Annotated in this window: 13 protein-coding genes; 1 reads left to right on the top strand and 12 read right to left on the bottom strand. The window is 63.9% G+C overall.

The genetic code is table 11. The features are described 5' to 3' along the window. Positions 1-104: 104 nt before the first annotated feature. From ftsZ to aqpZ, 5 genes are all read right to left on the bottom strand, one after another. Entirely contained in the window at positions 105-1892 is a 1788-nt protein-coding gene (gene ftsZ / locus IB272_RS06420) for a cell division protein FtsZ (RefSeq protein ID WP_034792500.1), read from the bottom strand. Between the two features lie 105 nt (positions 1893-1997). Further along, positions 1998-3329 carry a cell division protein FtsA gene (gene ftsA / locus IB272_RS06415; RefSeq protein ID WP_192444240.1) on the bottom strand — a complete coding sequence of 444 codons (1332 nt, stop codon included), beginning with the start codon at positions 3327-3329 and terminating at the stop codon, positions 1998-2000. Beyond that, on the bottom strand, positions 3326-4276 hold the full coding sequence (gene ftsQ / locus IB272_RS06410; protein ID WP_060515933.1) for a cell division protein FtsQ: 951 nt from the start codon (positions 4274-4276) through the stop codon (positions 3326-3328). The genes ftsA and ftsQ overlap by 4 nt, the downstream gene beginning before the upstream one ends. Next, positions 4264-5190 carry a D-alanine--D-alanine ligase gene (locus IB272_RS06405; RefSeq protein WP_060582690.1) on the bottom strand — a complete coding sequence of 309 codons (927 nt, stop codon included), beginning with the start codon at positions 5188-5190 and terminating at the stop codon, positions 4264-4266. Before IB272_RS06405 ends, ftsQ begins: the two co-directional genes overlap by 13 nt. A gap of 310 nt (positions 5191-5500) precedes the next feature. Further along, positions 5501-6187, bottom strand: coding sequence for an aquaporin Z (gene aqpZ / locus IB272_RS06400; RefSeq protein ID WP_060582689.1), 687 nt, complete (start codon positions 6185-6187; stop codon positions 5501-5503). 320 nt (positions 6188-6507) lie between these two features. Here aqpZ and IB272_RS06395 point away from each other — a divergent pair, with 320 nt between their 5' ends. Next, the gene (locus tag IB272_RS06395) at positions 6508-7818 is read left to right on the top strand and encodes an MFS transporter (protein WP_060515931.1); all 1311 of its coding nucleotides are present in this window, start codon (positions 6508-6510) and stop codon (positions 7816-7818) included. Between the two features lie 167 nt (positions 7819-7985). On the opposite strand, the gene IB272_RS06390 is transcribed toward IB272_RS06395, so the two are convergent. The 7 genes from IB272_RS06390 to mraY form a co-directional block, all read right to left on the bottom strand. Continuing rightward, on the bottom strand, positions 7986-8549 hold the full coding sequence (locus tag IB272_RS06390) for a hypothetical protein (protein WP_162732996.1): 564 nt from the start codon (positions 8547-8549) through the stop codon (positions 7986-7988). A gap of 150 nt (positions 8550-8699) precedes the next feature. After that, a complete protein-coding gene (murB, locus tag IB272_RS06385; protein WP_034792458.1) occupies positions 8700-9674 on the bottom strand; it encodes a UDP-N-acetylmuramate dehydrogenase in 975 nt (324 codons plus the stop codon). Positions 9675-9676: 2 nt separating this feature from the next. Then, positions 9677-11086, bottom strand: coding sequence for a UDP-N-acetylmuramate--L-alanine ligase (gene murC / locus IB272_RS06380; RefSeq protein WP_060515929.1), 1410 nt, complete (start codon positions 11084-11086; stop codon positions 9677-9679). Further along, entirely contained in the window at positions 11083-12207 is a 1125-nt protein-coding gene (murG, locus tag IB272_RS06375; protein ID WP_060515928.1) for an undecaprenyldiphospho-muramoylpentapeptide beta-N-acetylglucosaminyltransferase, read from the bottom strand. Before murG ends, murC begins: the two co-directional genes overlap by 4 nt. 3 nt (positions 12208-12210) lie before the next feature. Further along, positions 12211-13365, bottom strand: coding sequence for a putative lipid II flippase FtsW (gene ftsW, locus IB272_RS06370; RefSeq protein WP_034792447.1), 1155 nt, complete (start codon positions 13363-13365; stop codon positions 12211-12213). Between the two features lie 96 nt (positions 13366-13461). After that, entirely contained in the window at positions 13462-14853 is a 1392-nt protein-coding gene (murD, locus tag IB272_RS06365; RefSeq protein WP_060582687.1) for a UDP-N-acetylmuramoyl-L-alanine--D-glutamate ligase, read from the bottom strand. Positions 14854-14860: 7 nt separating this feature from the next. Beyond that, entirely contained in the window at positions 14861-15961 is a 1101-nt protein-coding gene (gene mraY, locus IB272_RS06360) for a phospho-N-acetylmuramoyl-pentapeptide-transferase (RefSeq protein WP_034792441.1), read from the bottom strand. Positions 15962-16155: the final 194 nt, after the last annotated feature.

Here is a 16155-nt window from a genome sequence, read left to right as displayed (position 1 = left end):
ACGGTCCGTAACATCGAATCAAACACCTGAAATAATGAACAAAATGCAAAAATGCCCGGGCAGTTGCCCGGGCATTCGGCAAGGTGAAGGAACGGGCCTTCCAATCAGTTCGATTGACGGCGCAGGAACGCCGGGATTTCGAGCTGATCATCTTCTTGCGGGCGCGCCTGCGGCGAAGCGCGACCGTGATCGTCAAGCTGGCCGCGGCGCGGCGCATAGAGGCTCGCTTCCGGCGAGAGCGGCCGGCGCTGCTGGGAAGCGGCGGTCGGGGCGGAAGCCGTCATGTCGGCGGCTGCCGGGGTCTGTTCGCGGTCACGCAGGCCGAGCGAGCTGGTGATGCGGTTGAGCAGACCCATCGGGCCGCGCTCTTCCTGCATCGGGGCAGCCGGCTGTGCGCGGCGGTCCATCTCTGCCTTTACGACCGGCGGAAAGTCTTCGACCTTCGGCATGCGAACCTGTTCCGGCTGCTGGCGCATGACCGGAGCGACGGGCTCCTGGCGCATGATCGGCTGCGGCTGGGGCTGAACCGGCTGCATCTGCGGCTGCGGCTGGCGCATGACCGGAGCGGCCTCTACCGGTGCAGCACCGGCGAAAAGCTTGCTCTGGGGACGAAAGTTGTCGTCGTGCATCGGCTGCTGAACCGGGGCCTGGGCCTGCACCTGGGCAGCCCGGGTCGCGATGTCGAGCTCGCGCTCCATTTCGGCTTCGCGGATGGCGGCTGCGATCTGGTCGGCGGTTGCCTGCTGCTGCATCGGCTGCTGAACCGGCTGGGCGACCGGCTGCTGCATCACCGGCTGGTGAACCGGGGCCGGCTGGTGCTGGGCAACCGGCTGCGGCTGCTGGGCCGGAACGGCGGCGGACGGGCGGACGACCGGCTTTGCTGCTACCGGACGAAAGTCGGCGGAACGACCCGCCACCTCCGCGGCCGTGCGGTCGATGCCGGTGGCAACGACCGAGACGCGGATGAGGCCTTCGAGGTCTTCGTCGAACGTCGCGCCGAGGATGATGTTGGCATCCGGGTCGACTTCTTCGCGAATACGGGTAGCCGCTTCGTCGAGTTCGAACAGGGTGAGGTCGCGCCCGCCGGTGATCGAGATCAGGAGGCCCTGGGCGCCCTTCATCGAGGTTTCGTCGAGCAGCGGGTTGGCGATCGCGGCTTCGGCGGCGGCCAGTGCGCGGCCTTCGCCCGAAGCTTCGCCGGTGCCCATCATGGCGCGGCCCATTTCGCGCATCACCGAGCGGACGTCGGCGAAGTCGAGGTTGATGAGGCCTTCCTTGACCATGAGGTCGGTGATGCAGGCAACGCCCGAATAGAGAACCTGGTCGGCCATAGCAAACGCGTCCGCAAAGGTCGTGCGGTCGTTGGCGATGCGGAAGAGGTTCTGGTTCGGGATGACGATCAGGGTGTCGACCGACTTCTGCAGTTCGGCGATGCCCTGGTCGGCGAGCCGCATGCGGCGCGCGCCTTCGAAATGGAACGGCTTGGTGACGACGCCGACCGTCAGGATGCCCTTGTTGCGGGCGGCCTGTGCGACGATCGGGGCTGCACCGGTGCCGGTGCCGCCGCCCATGCCGGCGGTGACGAAGCACATGTGGGTGCCGTTGAGGTGATCGATGATCTCATCGATGCACTCTTCGGCGGCCGCGCGGCCGACTTCCGGCTGCGAACCGGCGCCGAGACCTTCGGTGACGGCGACGCCCATCTGGATGATGCGCTCGGCCTTGGTCATGGTGAGTGCCTGGGCATCCGTGTTGGCCACGACGAAATCGACGCCCTGGAGGCCTGCGGTGATCATGTTGTTGACAGCATTGCCGCCGCCGCCACCTACACCAAAGACGGTGATGCGGGGCTTCAGCTCCGTGATATCCGGCTTCTGCAAGTTGATAGTCATAGTCCCGTTCCTTCTGGTTTCTGGCCGCCTTGCCGAGCCGGCCAAATCTTTCAAAGTCCTAGTTTGTCTTCACCCGGCCCCGTCCCTGTCGGAGCCGGCCGTCACTCAAAAGCTCTCTTTCAGCCACTGGCCCATGCGGGCGATGCGGCCGTTGCCGGCGCCGAGCGCCGAGAACATGCCGCCGTGGGAGGCATGGGTCTCGAGGTCGGCGACCTGCGGATAGATCATCAGGCCGACCGCCGTGGAGAAGGCCGGGCCCTTGGCAGCGGCCGGCAGCCCGGAAACTCCGAGCGGACGGCCGATGCGAACATTGCGGGCGAGGATGCGGCGAGCCGCTTCCGGCAGGCCAGTCAGCTGGCTGGCGCCGCCCGTCAGAACGATTCGCTTGCCGACGATCGGGCTGAAGCCCGAGCGCTGGATGCGATCGCGGATGAGTTCCAGCGTCTCTTCGATGCGGGCGCGCACGATGCGCGACACAAGTGCGCGCGGCACATGCGTCGGCTGATCGCGGTCGTCCTCGCCGATCGGCGGCACCGATACGATGTCGCGTTCGTCGGCGCTGTTAGGCAGAGCCGACCCGTGCACGACCTTCAGCCGTTCGGCATCCTCGATGCGGGTCGAAAGACCGCGCGCCAGATCCGTCGTCACGTGATGGCCGCCGAGGCTGACAGCGTCAGCGTGAACCAGCTTGCCTTCGGCAAAGACCGAGATCGTCGTCGTGCCGCCACCCATGTCGATCGCCGCACAGCCGAGCTCAACCTCGTCGTCGACCAGAGCGGCAAGACCGCTGGCATAGGGGGTCGCCACCATGCCCTCGACCGAAAGGTGGGCGCGGTTGACGCAGAGTTCGAGGTTCTTGAGCGCTGCCCGTTCGGCCGTCAGCACATGCATGTCGACGCCGAGAACGTCGCCGAACATGGCGAGCGGATCGCGGATGCCGCGCTCGCCGTCGAGCGAGAAGCCCGTCGGCAGCGAGTGCAGGATGGCGCGATCGGAGCGCAGCGACTGCTGGCCGGCGGCGGAGAGAACCTTGCGCAGATCATTGGCGTCGACTTCCTGGCCGCCGAGATCGATCGTCGCGGTATAGACGTCGCTCTGCAGCCGGCCGGCCGAAACGTTGACAATCAGGCTGTCTATGGTGAGGCCGGCCATGCGCTCGGCCGCATCCACGGCGAGCCGAACGACGCTCTCGACCGCATCGAGGTCGGCGACGACGCCGTTCTTGACGCCGCGGGACTTCTGGTGGCCGATGCCGATGATTTCGACGCTATGCGTACGGTTGGGCAGGATCTGGCTTTCGGCGCGCGGCGCCAGCCGGCCGATCATGCAGACCACCTTGGTCGAACCGATATCCAGCACCGAGACGACATGAGACCGCTTCGAGGAAAGCGGCTTCAGGCGCGGCAGGCCAAAGCTGGAGGAACCGAATAGACTCATATGCGGCCTTCTTTCTTCTTTTCGGTCTCCTGCGCCTTCAGCATCTTGTCCCTCGCCTTCAAGGCAACTTCGCGCCGGGTCACTGCGTCCGGCGTCAACTGAACTGTTGTTCTGTCTTCGAGCCTCAGATCCACGGCAGCGATATCGCGCTCGAGGAGCTGGTGCTGGCTTTCCATGTCGGAGAGCACCTTCATCGCCCGGGCGACGTCGTGCTCCGGCAGCTTGACGACGATGCCGCTGTCGAGGCGCAGGTCCCAGCGGCGGCCGGCCACGCGCACGAAGGCCTTCACGCGCGAGCGGATCTCCGGCCAGCGGGAAAACTCGTCGTAGAAATCGGCAGCCGCCGTTTCGGCGTCACGGCCGACGAAGAGCGGCAGAGCGGCGAACTTGTTGTCGCGCAAGGGCGCGATCACGCTGCCGCTGCGCTCGATCAGCGAAAGATCCGAACCGTGCTGCCAGATGCCGAAGGCCTTGCGCTCGGTGAGGCTGACCTCGATCGTACCGGGATAGATCTTGCGAACGGTGACGCCCTGCACCCAGGGCATTTCCGCAATCAGCTTGCGCGCCTCGGCGATATCGAGCGCCACCAGCGACGTCGTGCCGTCGAGGCCGAGCTGCTGGAGAATGTCGATTTCCGAGGTCTGATCGTTGCCGGAAACCTTGACGTCTTCGATCGCGAAGCCTGCGGCCGTGGTCGAGGCCTGCGCGAAATTCTGCGTATGGCCGCCGAGCGACATGCCGTAAAAGCCGGTGGCGGCGAAAAAGGCGATCGCCGACAGCGTGCCGGTATAGGCGGGAAAGCGGATGCGGCCAGCGCCGAGGCTGACGAAGAAGCGCACAACGCGACGAAGCGGACGCGGCAGTACGCGCGCGCCATCCACATCGACGGCGGCGGCGCCATCGAGGTGACGAACCCTCTTGCCCCTTTTGCCCCTCAACGCAAACACGACGCGTCCTCCACCATCCAACTCAAAAACTCACCGAAGCTGTAGCCGGCATGCGCGGCCATCTCGGGCACCAGGGAGGTCGGTGTCATGCCGGGCTGGGTGTTGATCTCCAGCCAGATCAGCTCGCCCTCGGCGGAGGAACTGTCATCGAAACGAAAGTCGGATCGGCTGACGCCCCGGCAACCGATTGCCTGATGCGCCTTCAGAGCGAGTGTTTGTATTCTTTGGTAAATATTTGGTGAAATCTGTGCCGGAATGACGTGACGCGAACCACCTTTTACGTATTTGGAATCATAATCGTAGAAGGCATGGCCCTGCGGGATGATTTCGGTGACGCCGAGCGCCTTGTCGCCCATGACACCACAAGTCAGTTCGCGGCCGGCGACATAACGCTCGACCATGATTCGGTCGCCGTAACGCCATTCGCTCGATGTCACCACCTGCGGCGGATGCGACTGATCTTCCTTGACGATGACAACACCGAAGCTGGAGCCTTCGGAAACCGGCTTGACCACGTAAGGCGGCTTCATCGGGTGCTTCGGACCAAAGGCATGGCGATCCATGACCTGCGCATCGGCAACTGGAATGCCCGAAGCAGCCGCAACGTGCTTGGCCTGCGCCTTGTCCATGGCGAGCGCCGAGGCCAGTACGCCGGAATGGGTGTAGGGGATCTCAAGATATTCGAGGACGCCCTGGATTGTGCCATCCTCGCCGAACGGTCCATGAAGGGCGTTGAAGGCAACGTCGGGTCGCAGCGCGGCCAGCGTCTCTGCGACATTGCGATCGACGTCGATCCGGGTGACGCGATAGCCGGCAGCCTCCAGGGCATCCGCACAGGCAGCCCCGGACGACAGGCTAACCGGTCGCTCCGAAGAAAATCCACCCATCAGGACAGCCACATGCTTGCCGTTCATTCAAACCCCCAGACAATACGCCACTATCGCAAGGCTTCCTTGCGTCTGGCTGGCTCCCGCCCTCGCGAGTCAGCTGCGCCATTGGGGTCACTAGAACGTCATTAAGGTTAACGAACCGTTTACTTTCGTTAACCCCGGTCAGGAAATGAAACGCCGGTTGCAGGCGCAAGCGCATGTGGAACAAGGCATTTTAGCGAGAGATCAAAGGGTTGCGGAGCAATCTTGAATCTAATGCATAAACAGAAGAAAAAATGAAAAAACCCGCCGCAGCCAGGGCGGCGGGTCTAGGCGTCACGGCATCCGAATTGGATCAGTCGTCATCACCGACGATCTTCCAGACGATGCCGGCGATCGCCGCGCCGACGATCGGCGCCACCCAGAACAGCCACAATTGCGCGACCGCCCAATCGCCGACGAAGAGCGCCTGCCCCGTCGAGCGGGCCGGATTGACCGACGTGTTCGTCACCGGGATCGAGACCAGATGGATCAGGGTCAGCGCCAGGCCGATGGCGATCGGCGCAAAGCCCGCGGGCACTCGGCCATGGGTGGAGCCGAGAATGATGAACAGGAAGAAGGCGGTCAGCACCACCTCGGCAACCAGCGCCGCCGTCAGCGAGTAGCCGCCCGGCGAATGCTCGCCGTAACCGTTGGCAGCGAAGCCACCGAGCTGGAAATCCCCCTTGCCGCTGGCGATCAGATAGATAACCGCCGCCGCGGCGATGGCACCCAGCACCTGGGCGATGACATAGCCGACAAGTTTGTGCGCCGGGAACTTGCCGGCAACCAGCAACCCCACCGAGACGGCCGGATTGAAATGCCCGCCGGAAATGCCGCCGACCGCATAGGCCATGGTCAGCACCGTCAGGCCAAAAGCAAAGGAGACGCCGAGATAACCAATACCGACCTCAGGAAGGGCAGCGGCCAGCACGGCGCTGCCGCAACCGCCGAAAACGAGCCAGAATGTACCGAGAAATTCCGCAGAAAGCCTTTTGAACATGCATTCGCTCCTGAAAAACGAAGCCGATCGCTTCGCCGCCGAGAGTTTGCCACAATTTGATTCTCGTCAATCCGGGTTGTCCCGCCAGGCGAAGCTCCCGCAAAACGTGAAAATCTGCCTACGGCAAAGCAGTTGAGGCGCAAGCGAAAAGGCCCTCCCGCGCCGCGGCCCCAGGGCGGAGCGCCGACAGAATAATGATGCGCATGACGCCGATATCGTTCGCACTTCTTACGATATCAGGGTTTCGTCATGTCGAAACTTGCGTTAAGACGCCCGCACCCGCCTCCCAAGACGGTCTTACATCCATAGGAACAATGATAATGACAGACGCGACAACCTCCCTGTCGCCGAAGGACAATGCGTCAAAGCACGCGGCAGTGAACTCCCCTGCCCGGGTGCTGTTCGCGAGCCTCGTCGGCACGACCATCGAATTCTTCGACTTCTACGTTTACGCCACCGCCGCCGTTCTGGTGTTCCCGCACCTGTTCTTCCCGGGCTCGGACCCGACCTCGGCAATGCTGCAATCCTTCGCGACCTTCTCGATCGCTTTTTTCGCCCGCCCCTTCGGGGCCGTGATCTTCGGCCATTTCGGCGACAAGGTCGGCCGCAAGGCGACGCTGGTGGCGGCGCTGATGACCATGGGCATCTCCACGGTCGTCATCGGCCTTCTGCCGACCTATGCCACGATCGGCGTCGCAGCTCCGCTGCTGCTCGCACTTTGCCGTTTCGGCCAGGGTCTCGGCCTTGGCGGCGAATGGGGCGGCGCAGTGCTGCTTGCCACCGAGAATGCGCCTGAGGGCAAGCGCAGCTGGTACGCCATGTTCCCGCAGCTCGGCGCGCCGATCGGCTTCATCCTGTCGGCCGGCACCTTCCTGATCCTCGGCGAAGTGATGAGCAACGAAGCCTTCCTCGCCTGGGGCTGGCGCGTGCCGTTCATCGCCAGCATCCTGCTCGTCGCCGTCGGCCTTTATGTCCGCCTGAAGATCACCGAAACGCCAGAGTTCCAGAAGGCCGTCGACAAGCACGAGCGCGTGCAGGTGCCGATCGCCGAGATCTTCCGTTTCCACAAGCGCAGCCTGGTGCTCGGCACTTTCGTGGCGCTTGCGACCTTCGTGCTGTTCTACCTGATGACCGTCTTCTCGCTCTCCTGGGGCACGGCGAAGCTCGGCTATTCGCGTGAGCAGTTCCTGGTCGTGCAGATGACCGGCGTCGTCTTCTTTGGCCTGATGATCCCGGTTGCCGGTATCCTCTCGGACCGCTACGGCCGTCGCCTGATCTTGATCATCACCACCATCGGCATCGGCGTCTTCGGCCTGTTCATGGCCCCGCTCCTTGCCGGCGGCCTTGGCGGCGCCTTCCTGTTCTCGATCATCGGCCTCGGCCTCATGGGCCTCACCTACGGCCCGATCGGCGCAGCGCTGGCAGCCCCCTTCCCGACCTCGGTGCGCTACACCGGCGCGTCCATGACCTTCAACCTCGCCGGCATCTTCGGCGCGTCGCTGGCGCCGTACATCGCCACCTGGCTCGCCACCAACTACAGCCTCGATTACGTCGGCTACTACCTGCTCGCCGCCGCCGCCATCACGCTTCTGTGCCTGGTGCTGTCGACGGAAGACGAGGTTTCGGCCTGATCACGACTGGCCCCGCCTAGCGCGGCCGATCACAACGAAGAAGGGCCGCAGCGGCAACGCTGCGGCCCTTTCGTTTGGCGCCCTCTGTTCGCGAAGCCTCCGAAGCCAATCCGATGACGATCGCAGCACGCGGCGGGCCAGCGCCAGCAAAGCGCTGGCTGCTCGACTCACTGCTGCTCCATGAGGTCCGGATCGTCGGCGCAGTCGCCGGTCATGGCGCAGCTAGAGCCGACCTGCCGCGTGGACTTGGGAAGACGCGCAATCAACTCGCAGCGATGCATCGATTCCGCAAAAATATTGTCGACCTCCGTGCCGTCGATCATGACAACGCCGTTTCGGATGGCTGGGTGAGTGCCGTTCGCGATCGTCATCGCGACGATGCGGATGGCAGCATTGGCGTAGTGGCATGGCCCCATTGAGAGTGCGATCTGCTGCCAACCGGGCGTCGCGTTCGCTTGCTCCGGCTGCTCATAGAACTTTGCCAGAATGTCGAGGAAATCGCCGTCTTTCATCCGGATCTGTTCGGCCAGCTTCGCAAGCTCGATCTGGTCGCCTGATTTTACGAGATCGGCAACCCTGGCTTCGAGACGCTGGGCGTCAGCACCGTCACCGAGCGAGGCGACGGCAGCTTGCAGACGCACCTCATCCATAGCCTTGACGGGCGCAAAGAACGCAAGATTGGCCAATAGGGCTGAAACGGCGAGCAACCTCGCATACGACAGTCTTTGCAAGCAACGCACTCGAGCTTTCTCCTCGACCGTGATTGAGTAGGCGACCCGGCATTCTGCAAAGGCGCTGGCAGCCGCTTGTCGCCCGCCGGAAAAACAAGAGGCCGCAGCGCTTCCGCCACGGCCTTTCAGATCACGTCTCGCAACCGAGCCTTACGCGATGCCGCGGCCGAGGAACTCCTTGATCTCGTAGCCCGGCATGAAGTTGCCGATGCGCTTGATCTCCCATTCGAGCCGGACGCCGGAATGTTCGAGCACGCGCTGGCGCACGGTTTCGCCGAGATATTCGAGCTCGTAGCCGGTCGCCTGGCCGGTGTTGATCATGAAGTTGCAGTGCAGCGGCGACATCTGCGCGCTGCCGATCATCATGCCGCGGCAGCCGGCCTCGTCGATCAGCTTCCAGGCCGAGTGGCCCTCCGGGTTCTTGAAGGTCGAGCCACCGGTCTTTTCGCGGATCGGCTGCACCGTTTCGCGATGCTGGCGCACGGCATCCATGTCGGTGCGGATCTTGTTCTTGTCCTCGGCGTAGCCTTCGAACACCGCGTGGGTGAAGATGAGGTCCTTCGCCGCCGCCGAATGGCGGTAGGCATAGCCCATGTCGGCATTCGACAGCACATGCTGGTTGCCCTGACGGTCGACCGCGTGCACCTCGACGACCCGCTCGCGGGTCTCGGCACCATTGGCGCCGGCGTTCATGCGCAGCGCGCCGCCGAGCGAGCCGGGAATGCCGTAGTAGAAGTAGAAGCCGCCAATGCCGTGATCGAGCGCCATGGCCGCGATGTTCTTGTCCGGGCAGATCGCGCCGGCCTTGATGCGGTTTTCGCCGACCAGCTCCAGATCGCCAAAACCCTTGGCCGACAGCCGGATGACGACGCCGGGAATGCCGCCGTCGCGCACCAGCAGATTCGAGCCGACGCCGACAACCATGACCGGCACTTCAGCCGGGACCAGCTTCAGGAAGGTGATGAGATCGTCGGTGTCGTGCGGCTGGAACATCAGCTCGGCAAGACCGCCGGCGCGGAACCAGGTGACACGATCCATCGGCGCATCCGGCGTGATACGGCCGCGCACAGCGCTGACGCCACTTCCGAGCGATTCCAGTAGTTTCTGACCGTTGACCTGTTTCATGCTCAATTTCCTGAAATATCCGCGAGTTCCTTAGGCAGGGCAGCCGCCCAGTAGGTGATGCTGCCAGCCCCCAAGAGAACCACAAAATCGCCGGGCTGTGCAATCTTGCTGACAACCGGCGCGATTGCCTCCGGACCGGAGACGTAACGGGCGTCGCGATGGCCACCCGCCTTGATGCGATCGACCAGTTCCTCGGCCGTTGCGCCCGGAATGAGGTCTTCGCCGGCCGCATAGACAGGCGCGATCAGGATCGTGTCGGCATCGTTGAAGCAGGCCGAGAAATCTTCAAACAGGCTCGAAAGGCGCGAGTAGCGGTGCGGCTGGTGCACGGCGATGATTCGGCCCTGGCAGGCCTCGCGTGCGGCGCGCAGCACCGCCTTGATCTCGACCGGATGGTGGCCGTAGTCGTCATAGACGCGCACGCCGTTCGTCTCGCCGGTCAGCGTGAAACGGCGCTTGACGCCGCTGAAGGAGGCAAGCCCCTTGGCGATCGCTTCCGGGCTGACGCCGAGGCGCTGCGCAACGGCGATCGCCGCGGTCGCATTGGACACGTTGTGGCGGCCGGGCATCGGCAGGCGCAGGTCCTTCATCGGGATCACCTGGCCGGTGCGCCGGCGGCGGATCTCGATGTCGAAGACGGAGGTGGCGCCGTCCATGCGGATGTTGTGGAAGCGCACGTCGGCCTGCGGGTTCTCGCCGTAGGTCACGACCTTGCGGTCCTCGATCTTGCCGACCATGGTCTGCACTTCCGGATGGTCGAGGCAGAGCACGCCGAAACCGTAGAAGGGCACGTTCTCGACGAACTGGCGGAACGCGGCGCGTACGGCATCGAAATTGCCGTAGTGGTCGAGATGTTCCGGGTCGATATTGGTGACGATGGCAACGTCAGCCGGCAGCTTCAGGAAGGTGCCGTCGGATTCGTCGGCCTCAACCACCATCCACTCGCCCTCGCCCATTCGGGCGTTGGTGCCATAGGCATTGATGATGCCGCCGTTGATGACGGTCGGGTCGAGCCCGCCGGCCTCAAGCAGCGCTGCGACCATCGAGGTCGTGGTCGTCTTGCCATGAGTGCCGCCGATCGCGATCGCATTGCGGAAGCGCATGAGCTCGGCCAGCATCTCGGCGCGGCGCACGACGGGAAGGAACTTCTCGCGCGCGGCGATCAGTTCCGGATTGTCCTTCTTGATCGCGGTCGAAACGACGATCACCTCGGCTTCGCCGAGGTTTTCCGCCTTGTGGCCGACGAAGACCTCGATGCCCTTGGCGCGCAGGCGCTGCACATTGGCACTGTCGGACTGGTCGGAACCCTGGACCTTGTGTCCGAGATTGTGCAGCACCTCGGCGATGCCGCTCATGCCGATGCCGCCGATACCGATGAAATGGACCAGCCCGATGGTTTTCGGCATTTTCATGAGCGTGTTTCCCTGAATTTCTCGACTGTCAAACCGCTGGCAATAGCCTCTACGAGGGATGCAAGCAAGCTTGCTGCGTCCGGCTTGCCGGTTTCCCGGGCATTTGCCGCCATCTCCGCGAGCGATTGCGGCTTGCCGATCGCATCATTGAGGATGCCGGCGAGACGGTCGGCGGTGAGTTCGGCCTGCGCGATCACGCGTGCGCCACCCTTGGCGGCAAGGGCGGCCGCATTGGCCGCCTGGTCGTGATCGAGCGCATAGGGATAGGGCACGAGGATCGCCGGCCGGCCGATGACCGCAAGCTCCGATACCGTCGAGGCGCCGGAGCGGCAAATGACGAGCTGAGCGCCGGCGATGCGCTCGGCCATATCGGTGAAGAACGGCGAGACCTCGGCGGGCACACCGAGCTTCTCATAGGTGGCGATCACGCCGTCCCTGTCTTCCGGCCGGGCCTGCTGCGTGACCTTGAATCGCTGGCGAACCTCGTCGTCGAGACGGCAGATCGCCTGCGGTACTGCCTTGGAAAAATACTGTGCGCCCTGGCTGCCGCCGAAGACGACGAGATGGAATGGCGCGTCGCCGACAGCCGACGCATAGGGCGTGTTGGCGGCGGCTAGCACCGCCGGGCGAACAGGGTTGCCCGTCGTCACGGTTTTCGCGGCAAAGGCGCCCGTGCCCTCCGGAAGGAAGCCACCGGCGATCGCCTTGACGCGCGAGGCCAGCGCCTTGTTGGCGCGTCCCATGACCGCGTTCTGCTCGTGGATGATCGACGGCACACCCATGCCGGTTGCCGCCAAGAGCGGCGGCACGGTCGGGTAGCCACCGAAGCCGACGACGGCCTTGGGCTTCAGCCGGGCAATCAGCTTTCGCGCCGCGCGCATGCCGCTCCACAGCGTCCAGAGCGATTTGACGACGCTGACCGGGTTCTTCGAGCCGATTGTCGCCGAAGGCACGACATGAACCTCGTCGGCCGGGAACTTGCCGGCATAACGTTCGGCGCGGCTATCGGTGACCAGATGCACCGAATAGCCCATGGCCTTCAGTTCGTGGGCCAGCGCTTCTGCCGGAAAGAGATGGCCGCCGGTACCGCCGGCGGCAAGCAGGATGATGCCTTTAGTCATATTTTACTCCGCCGGCACGCCAATGCCGGACCGAAACAGGCTGCGCTCCACGGCGCGCTTCTCCGGGCGGTGACGGGTCAAGGCCAGGATGAAGCCGGCAGTGACGCAGATCGCCACCATGGACGAGCCACCATAGGAGATCAGCGGCAGGGTCATGCCCTTGGCCGGAAGCAGTTCGAGGTTCACGCCGATGTTGATCATCGACTGGATGCCGATCTGAAGCACCAGGCCGGCAACGGCGAACCGGTTGAAGTCGTTGCGTTCGCGGAAGGCATGGTTGAGGCCGCGCATCACCAGGAAGGCGAAGATCAGCACGATGACCATGCAGAAGACGATGCCGAATTCCTCGGCGGCAACGGAAAAGACGAAGTCGGTATGGCTGTCCGGGATGATGCGCTTGACGATGCCTTCGCCCGGGCCCCGGCCGAACCAGTCGCCGCGGATGATCGCCTCGCGGGCGGTATCCATCTGGAAGGTGTCGCCTTCGCCCGTCAGGAACTTGTCGATACGCGCGGCCACGTGCGGCAGCAACGTATAGGCGACGAAGAAGCCGCCGAGGGCCGCACCGCCGAGCAGGATGATCCAGAGCCAGGGCATGCCGGCCATGAAGAACATGCCGCCCCAGACGGCGGTGGTCAGGATCGTCTGGCCGAGGTCGGGCTGGGCGACAAGCAGGGCCGCGACGATGCCGAAGAGCAGGATGGCAAAGAGATTACCGGGGATTTCCGGCTGGCGCGCATGTTCGGAAAACAGCCAGGCACAGACGACGACGAAGGCCGGTTTCATGAACTCCGACGGCTGGATCGAAATCCCACCGAGCGAAATCCAGCGCATCGAGCCCTTCACCTCTTCGCCGATGAAGAGCACCAGCACCATCATGCCGAGCGAACCGGCAAGAAGCAGAATCGCCGCGCGCCGGACCTGGCGCGGCGAGAGAAAGGAAATCCCCACCATCACCACCAGCGACGGCAGAAGGAAGAGTGCGTGGCGCCGGACGAAGTGGAAGCTGTCGAGGCCGATGCGCTCGGCGACGGCAGGGCTTGCGGCGAAGGACAGCATGAAGCCGACGCCCATCAACAGGATGAAGGTCGCCAGAAAGAACCTGTCGATCGTCCAGAACCAGTCGGCCACGGGGCCACGTTCGGCTCGGCTTACCATCTTGTCAGTCCCCTTCTCCGGCGCCCATCGCGCCCACGTCCGAAATCCCGCACCACCTTCCGCATCGACCGGCACGCATGCGCGCCGGCCGAGGGATCAAATCAGCATCGTCACGCCTTCGATCGCGCGCACATGTCCGACGAAGGCATCACCGCGTACCTCGAAGTTCTTATACTGGTCGAAGCTTGCGCAAGCCGGTGAGAGCATCACCGCCGAGCCGCCCGTCTCGTCCCTGCCGGCATCGGCCGCGGCATGCGCTACCGCCTGCTCCAGCGTGCCTGAGATCTCATAGGGTACGGCTTCGCCGAGCGTCGCGGCGAAAGCCGGTGCGGCCTCGCCGATCAGATAGGCCTTGGCGATCTTCGGGAAGAAGGGTGCAAGCGTCGTGATGCCCCCTTCCTTCGGCAGACCGCCGGCGATCCAGTAGATGCGGTCATAGCTCGAAAGCGCCGGCGCCGCCGCATCCGCATTGGTCGCCTTGCTGTCGTTGACGAAGACCACCGTACCCTTGCGGCCGACCGGCTGCATGCGGTGCTTGAGACCGGGGAAGCTCTTCAGGCCTGCGTGGATTTCCGCCGCGCTGACGCCGACCGCAAGGCAGGCCGCGATGGCCGCGGCTGCGTTCTGGGCGTTGTGACCGCCGCGCAGCGTCTGGATGCCGTCGAGATCGACGAACAGGCCGGAAGTGCCACCTTCAGCCTTCAGGATGCGCGAGCCCTCGGCATAGAGGCCGCTTGCCAGCACATGGCGACGGGAGATCCGCACGGTCCTGGTGCCGGCGCGCTCGACCCGATCGGCGATCAGCGCCGAGAAACTGTCGTCGACACCGACGATTGCCGTGCCGCTACCGGCGACCAGCCGTTCCTTGATGTCGGCGTAATGCTGCATCGTGCCGTGGCGATCGAGATGATCGGGTGTCAGGTTGAGCAGAATGCCTGCCGTCGGGTTCAGCGTCGGCGCCAGATCGATCTGGTAGGACGAGCACTCGACCACGTAGAAGCGCCCGGCCTTCGGAGGATCAAGCGTCAGCACCGCGGTGCCGATATTGCCGCCGAGCTGCGTGTCTCGGCCGCTTTTTTTGAGGATATGTGCGATCAGCGCCGTCGTCGTCGATTTGCCGTTGGTGCCGGTTATCGCGATGAAGGGGCAATCGGGCGCATGCGCCCGGCGTTCGCGCACGAAAAGTTCGACGTCGCCGATGATCTCGACGCCGGAAGCATGGGCAAGATCCACAGTCCAGTGCGGCTTGGGATGCGTAAGCGGCACGCCGGGCGAAAGCACGAAGGCGGCAAAGGCCGCCCAGTCGACGGTGCGCAGGTCCGCCGTCGGCACGCCTGCGGCCGAAGCCTTGGCGACGCTATCCGGGTTGTCGTCCCATGCGGTAACCTCGGCACCACCGGCGACGAGCGCCTGCGCGGTCGCAAAGCCCGAACCTCCGAGACCGAAGAGAGCGACTTTCCTGCCCTTGAAGGAAGTGACCGGGATCATCGTCCGCTCACCGCAGCTTGAGGGTGGAGAGGCCAACCATCGCCAGGATGACGGCGATGATCCAGAATCGGATCACGACCTGGCTCTCGGTCCAGCCCTTCTTTTCGAAGTGGTGGTGGATCGGCGCCATCAGGAAGACGCGGCGGCCGGTGCGCTTGAACCAGAAGACCTGGATGATGACCGACAGCGTCTCCATGACGAAGAGGCCGCCGATGATGATCATGACGATCTCGTGCTTGACGGCAACGGCTACGGTGCCAATCAGGCCGCCAAGCGCCAGCGACCCGGTGTCGCCCATGAAGATGGCGGCCGGCGGCGCATTGAACCAGAGGAAGCCGAGGCCGGCGCCGATGACAGCGCCGAGGATGACGGCAAGCTCGCCCGTGCCGGGCACGAAATGGATCTGCAGATAGTTGGCGAAGACGGCGTTACCAGCGAGATAGGCAATCAGGCCGAAGGCGGCAGCGGCGATCATCACAGGCACGATCGCAAGACCGTCGAGACCGTCGGTCAGGTTCACGGCATTGCCGGCGCCAACGATGACGAAGCCACCGAACAGCACGAAGAAGTAGCCGAGATTGACGATCAGGTCCTTGAAGAAGGGGAAAGTGACGGAGGAGCCGAAAGTGGAGCCGGACGGACCGCCCGAAAGCGAGGCCTGCATCATGAAGAACACAGCGATCGCCGCGATCACGAACTCGATGCCGAGGCGTGCCTTTCCGGAAAAACCCTTGTCCGACTGCTTCGTAACCTTGAGGTAATCATCGTAGAAGCCAATGGCGCCGAAGCCGAGGGTGACGAGCAGCGTCGAGACCACGTAGACGCTCGACAGATCGGCCCACAGCAGCGACGAGACGACGATGCCGGCCAGGATCATCAGGCCGCCCATGGTCGGCGTGCCGGCCTTCTTGAAATGCGTCTGCGGCCCGTCGGCGCGGATCGGCTGGCCCTTGCCCTGGCGGATGCGCAGCGAGGCGATCATCGCGGGCCCGAAGAGGAAGACGATCATGGCCGACGTGAAGAGCGCCGCGCCGGTGCGGAACGTGATGTAGCGAAAAAGATTGAAAAACTGAAAGTGGTCCGCCAGTTCCACAAGCCAAATGAGCATAAGGGACCTTTCCCCAAAGGTTTCCTGCACAATGATGCAGCAGTTTAAAGTGTTACAGCGAAGCTTTCCCGCCCCGGGAGACGCGGCGCCGTAGTATTTCGAATACACGTCCAACAGAATCATCTGAAAAACGATACGCGCTTGCATGCGAAAGTGTTAGGGCGCGCCGCCTAACCTCAAACTGTATCCACCGC

The organism is Ensifer sp. ENS08 (genome assembly GCF_014852195.1).
Taxonomy (GTDB): domain Bacteria; phylum Pseudomonadota; class Alphaproteobacteria; order Rhizobiales; family Rhizobiaceae; genus Ensifer; species Ensifer adhaerens.
Note: the sequence above shows the minus strand (reverse complement) of the source record. Positions and strands in the feature narration are given on the sequence as shown.

What these genes read in the sequence shown, in the direction of transcription:
- murD (WP_060582687.1), bottom strand. Translation starts at nt 14,853, where the DNA reads ATGATCCCGGTCACTTCCTTCAAGGGCAGGAAAGTCGCTCTCTTCGGT.
- murG (WP_060515928.1), bottom strand. Translation starts at nt 12,207, where the DNA reads ATGACTAAAGGCATCATCCTGCTTGCCGCCGGCGGTACCGGCGGCCAT.
- ftsZ (WP_034792500.1), bottom strand. Translation starts at nt 1,892, where the DNA reads ATGACTATCAACTTGCAGAAGCCGGATATCACGGAGCTGAAGCCCCGC.
- murC (WP_060515929.1), bottom strand. Translation starts at nt 11,086, where the DNA reads ATGAAAATGCCGAAAACCATCGGGCTGGTCCATTTCATCGGTATCGGC.
- mraY (WP_034792441.1), bottom strand. Translation starts at nt 15,961, where the DNA reads ATGCTCATTTGGCTTGTGGAACTGGCGGACCACTTTCAGTTTTTCAAT.
- IB272_RS06395 (WP_060515931.1), top strand. Translation starts at nt 6,508, where the DNA reads ATGACAGACGCGACAACCTCCCTGTCGCCGAAGGACAATGCGTCAAAG.
- aqpZ (WP_060582689.1), bottom strand. Translation starts at nt 6,187, where the DNA reads ATGTTCAAAAGGCTTTCTGCGGAATTTCTCGGTACATTCTGGCTCGTT.
- murB (WP_034792458.1), bottom strand. Translation starts at nt 9,674, where the DNA reads ATGAAACAGGTCAACGGTCAGAAACTACTGGAATCGCTCGGAAGTGGC.
- ftsW (WP_034792447.1), bottom strand. Translation starts at nt 13,365, where the DNA reads ATGGTAAGCCGAGCCGAACGTGGCCCCGTGGCCGACTGGTTCTGGACG.
- ftsA (WP_192444240.1), bottom strand. Translation starts at nt 3,329, where the DNA reads ATGAGTCTATTCGGTTCCTCCAGCTTTGGCCTGCCGCGCCTGAAGCCG.
- IB272_RS06405 (WP_060582690.1), bottom strand. Translation starts at nt 5,190, where the DNA reads ATGAACGGCAAGCATGTGGCTGTCCTGATGGGTGGATTTTCTTCGGAG.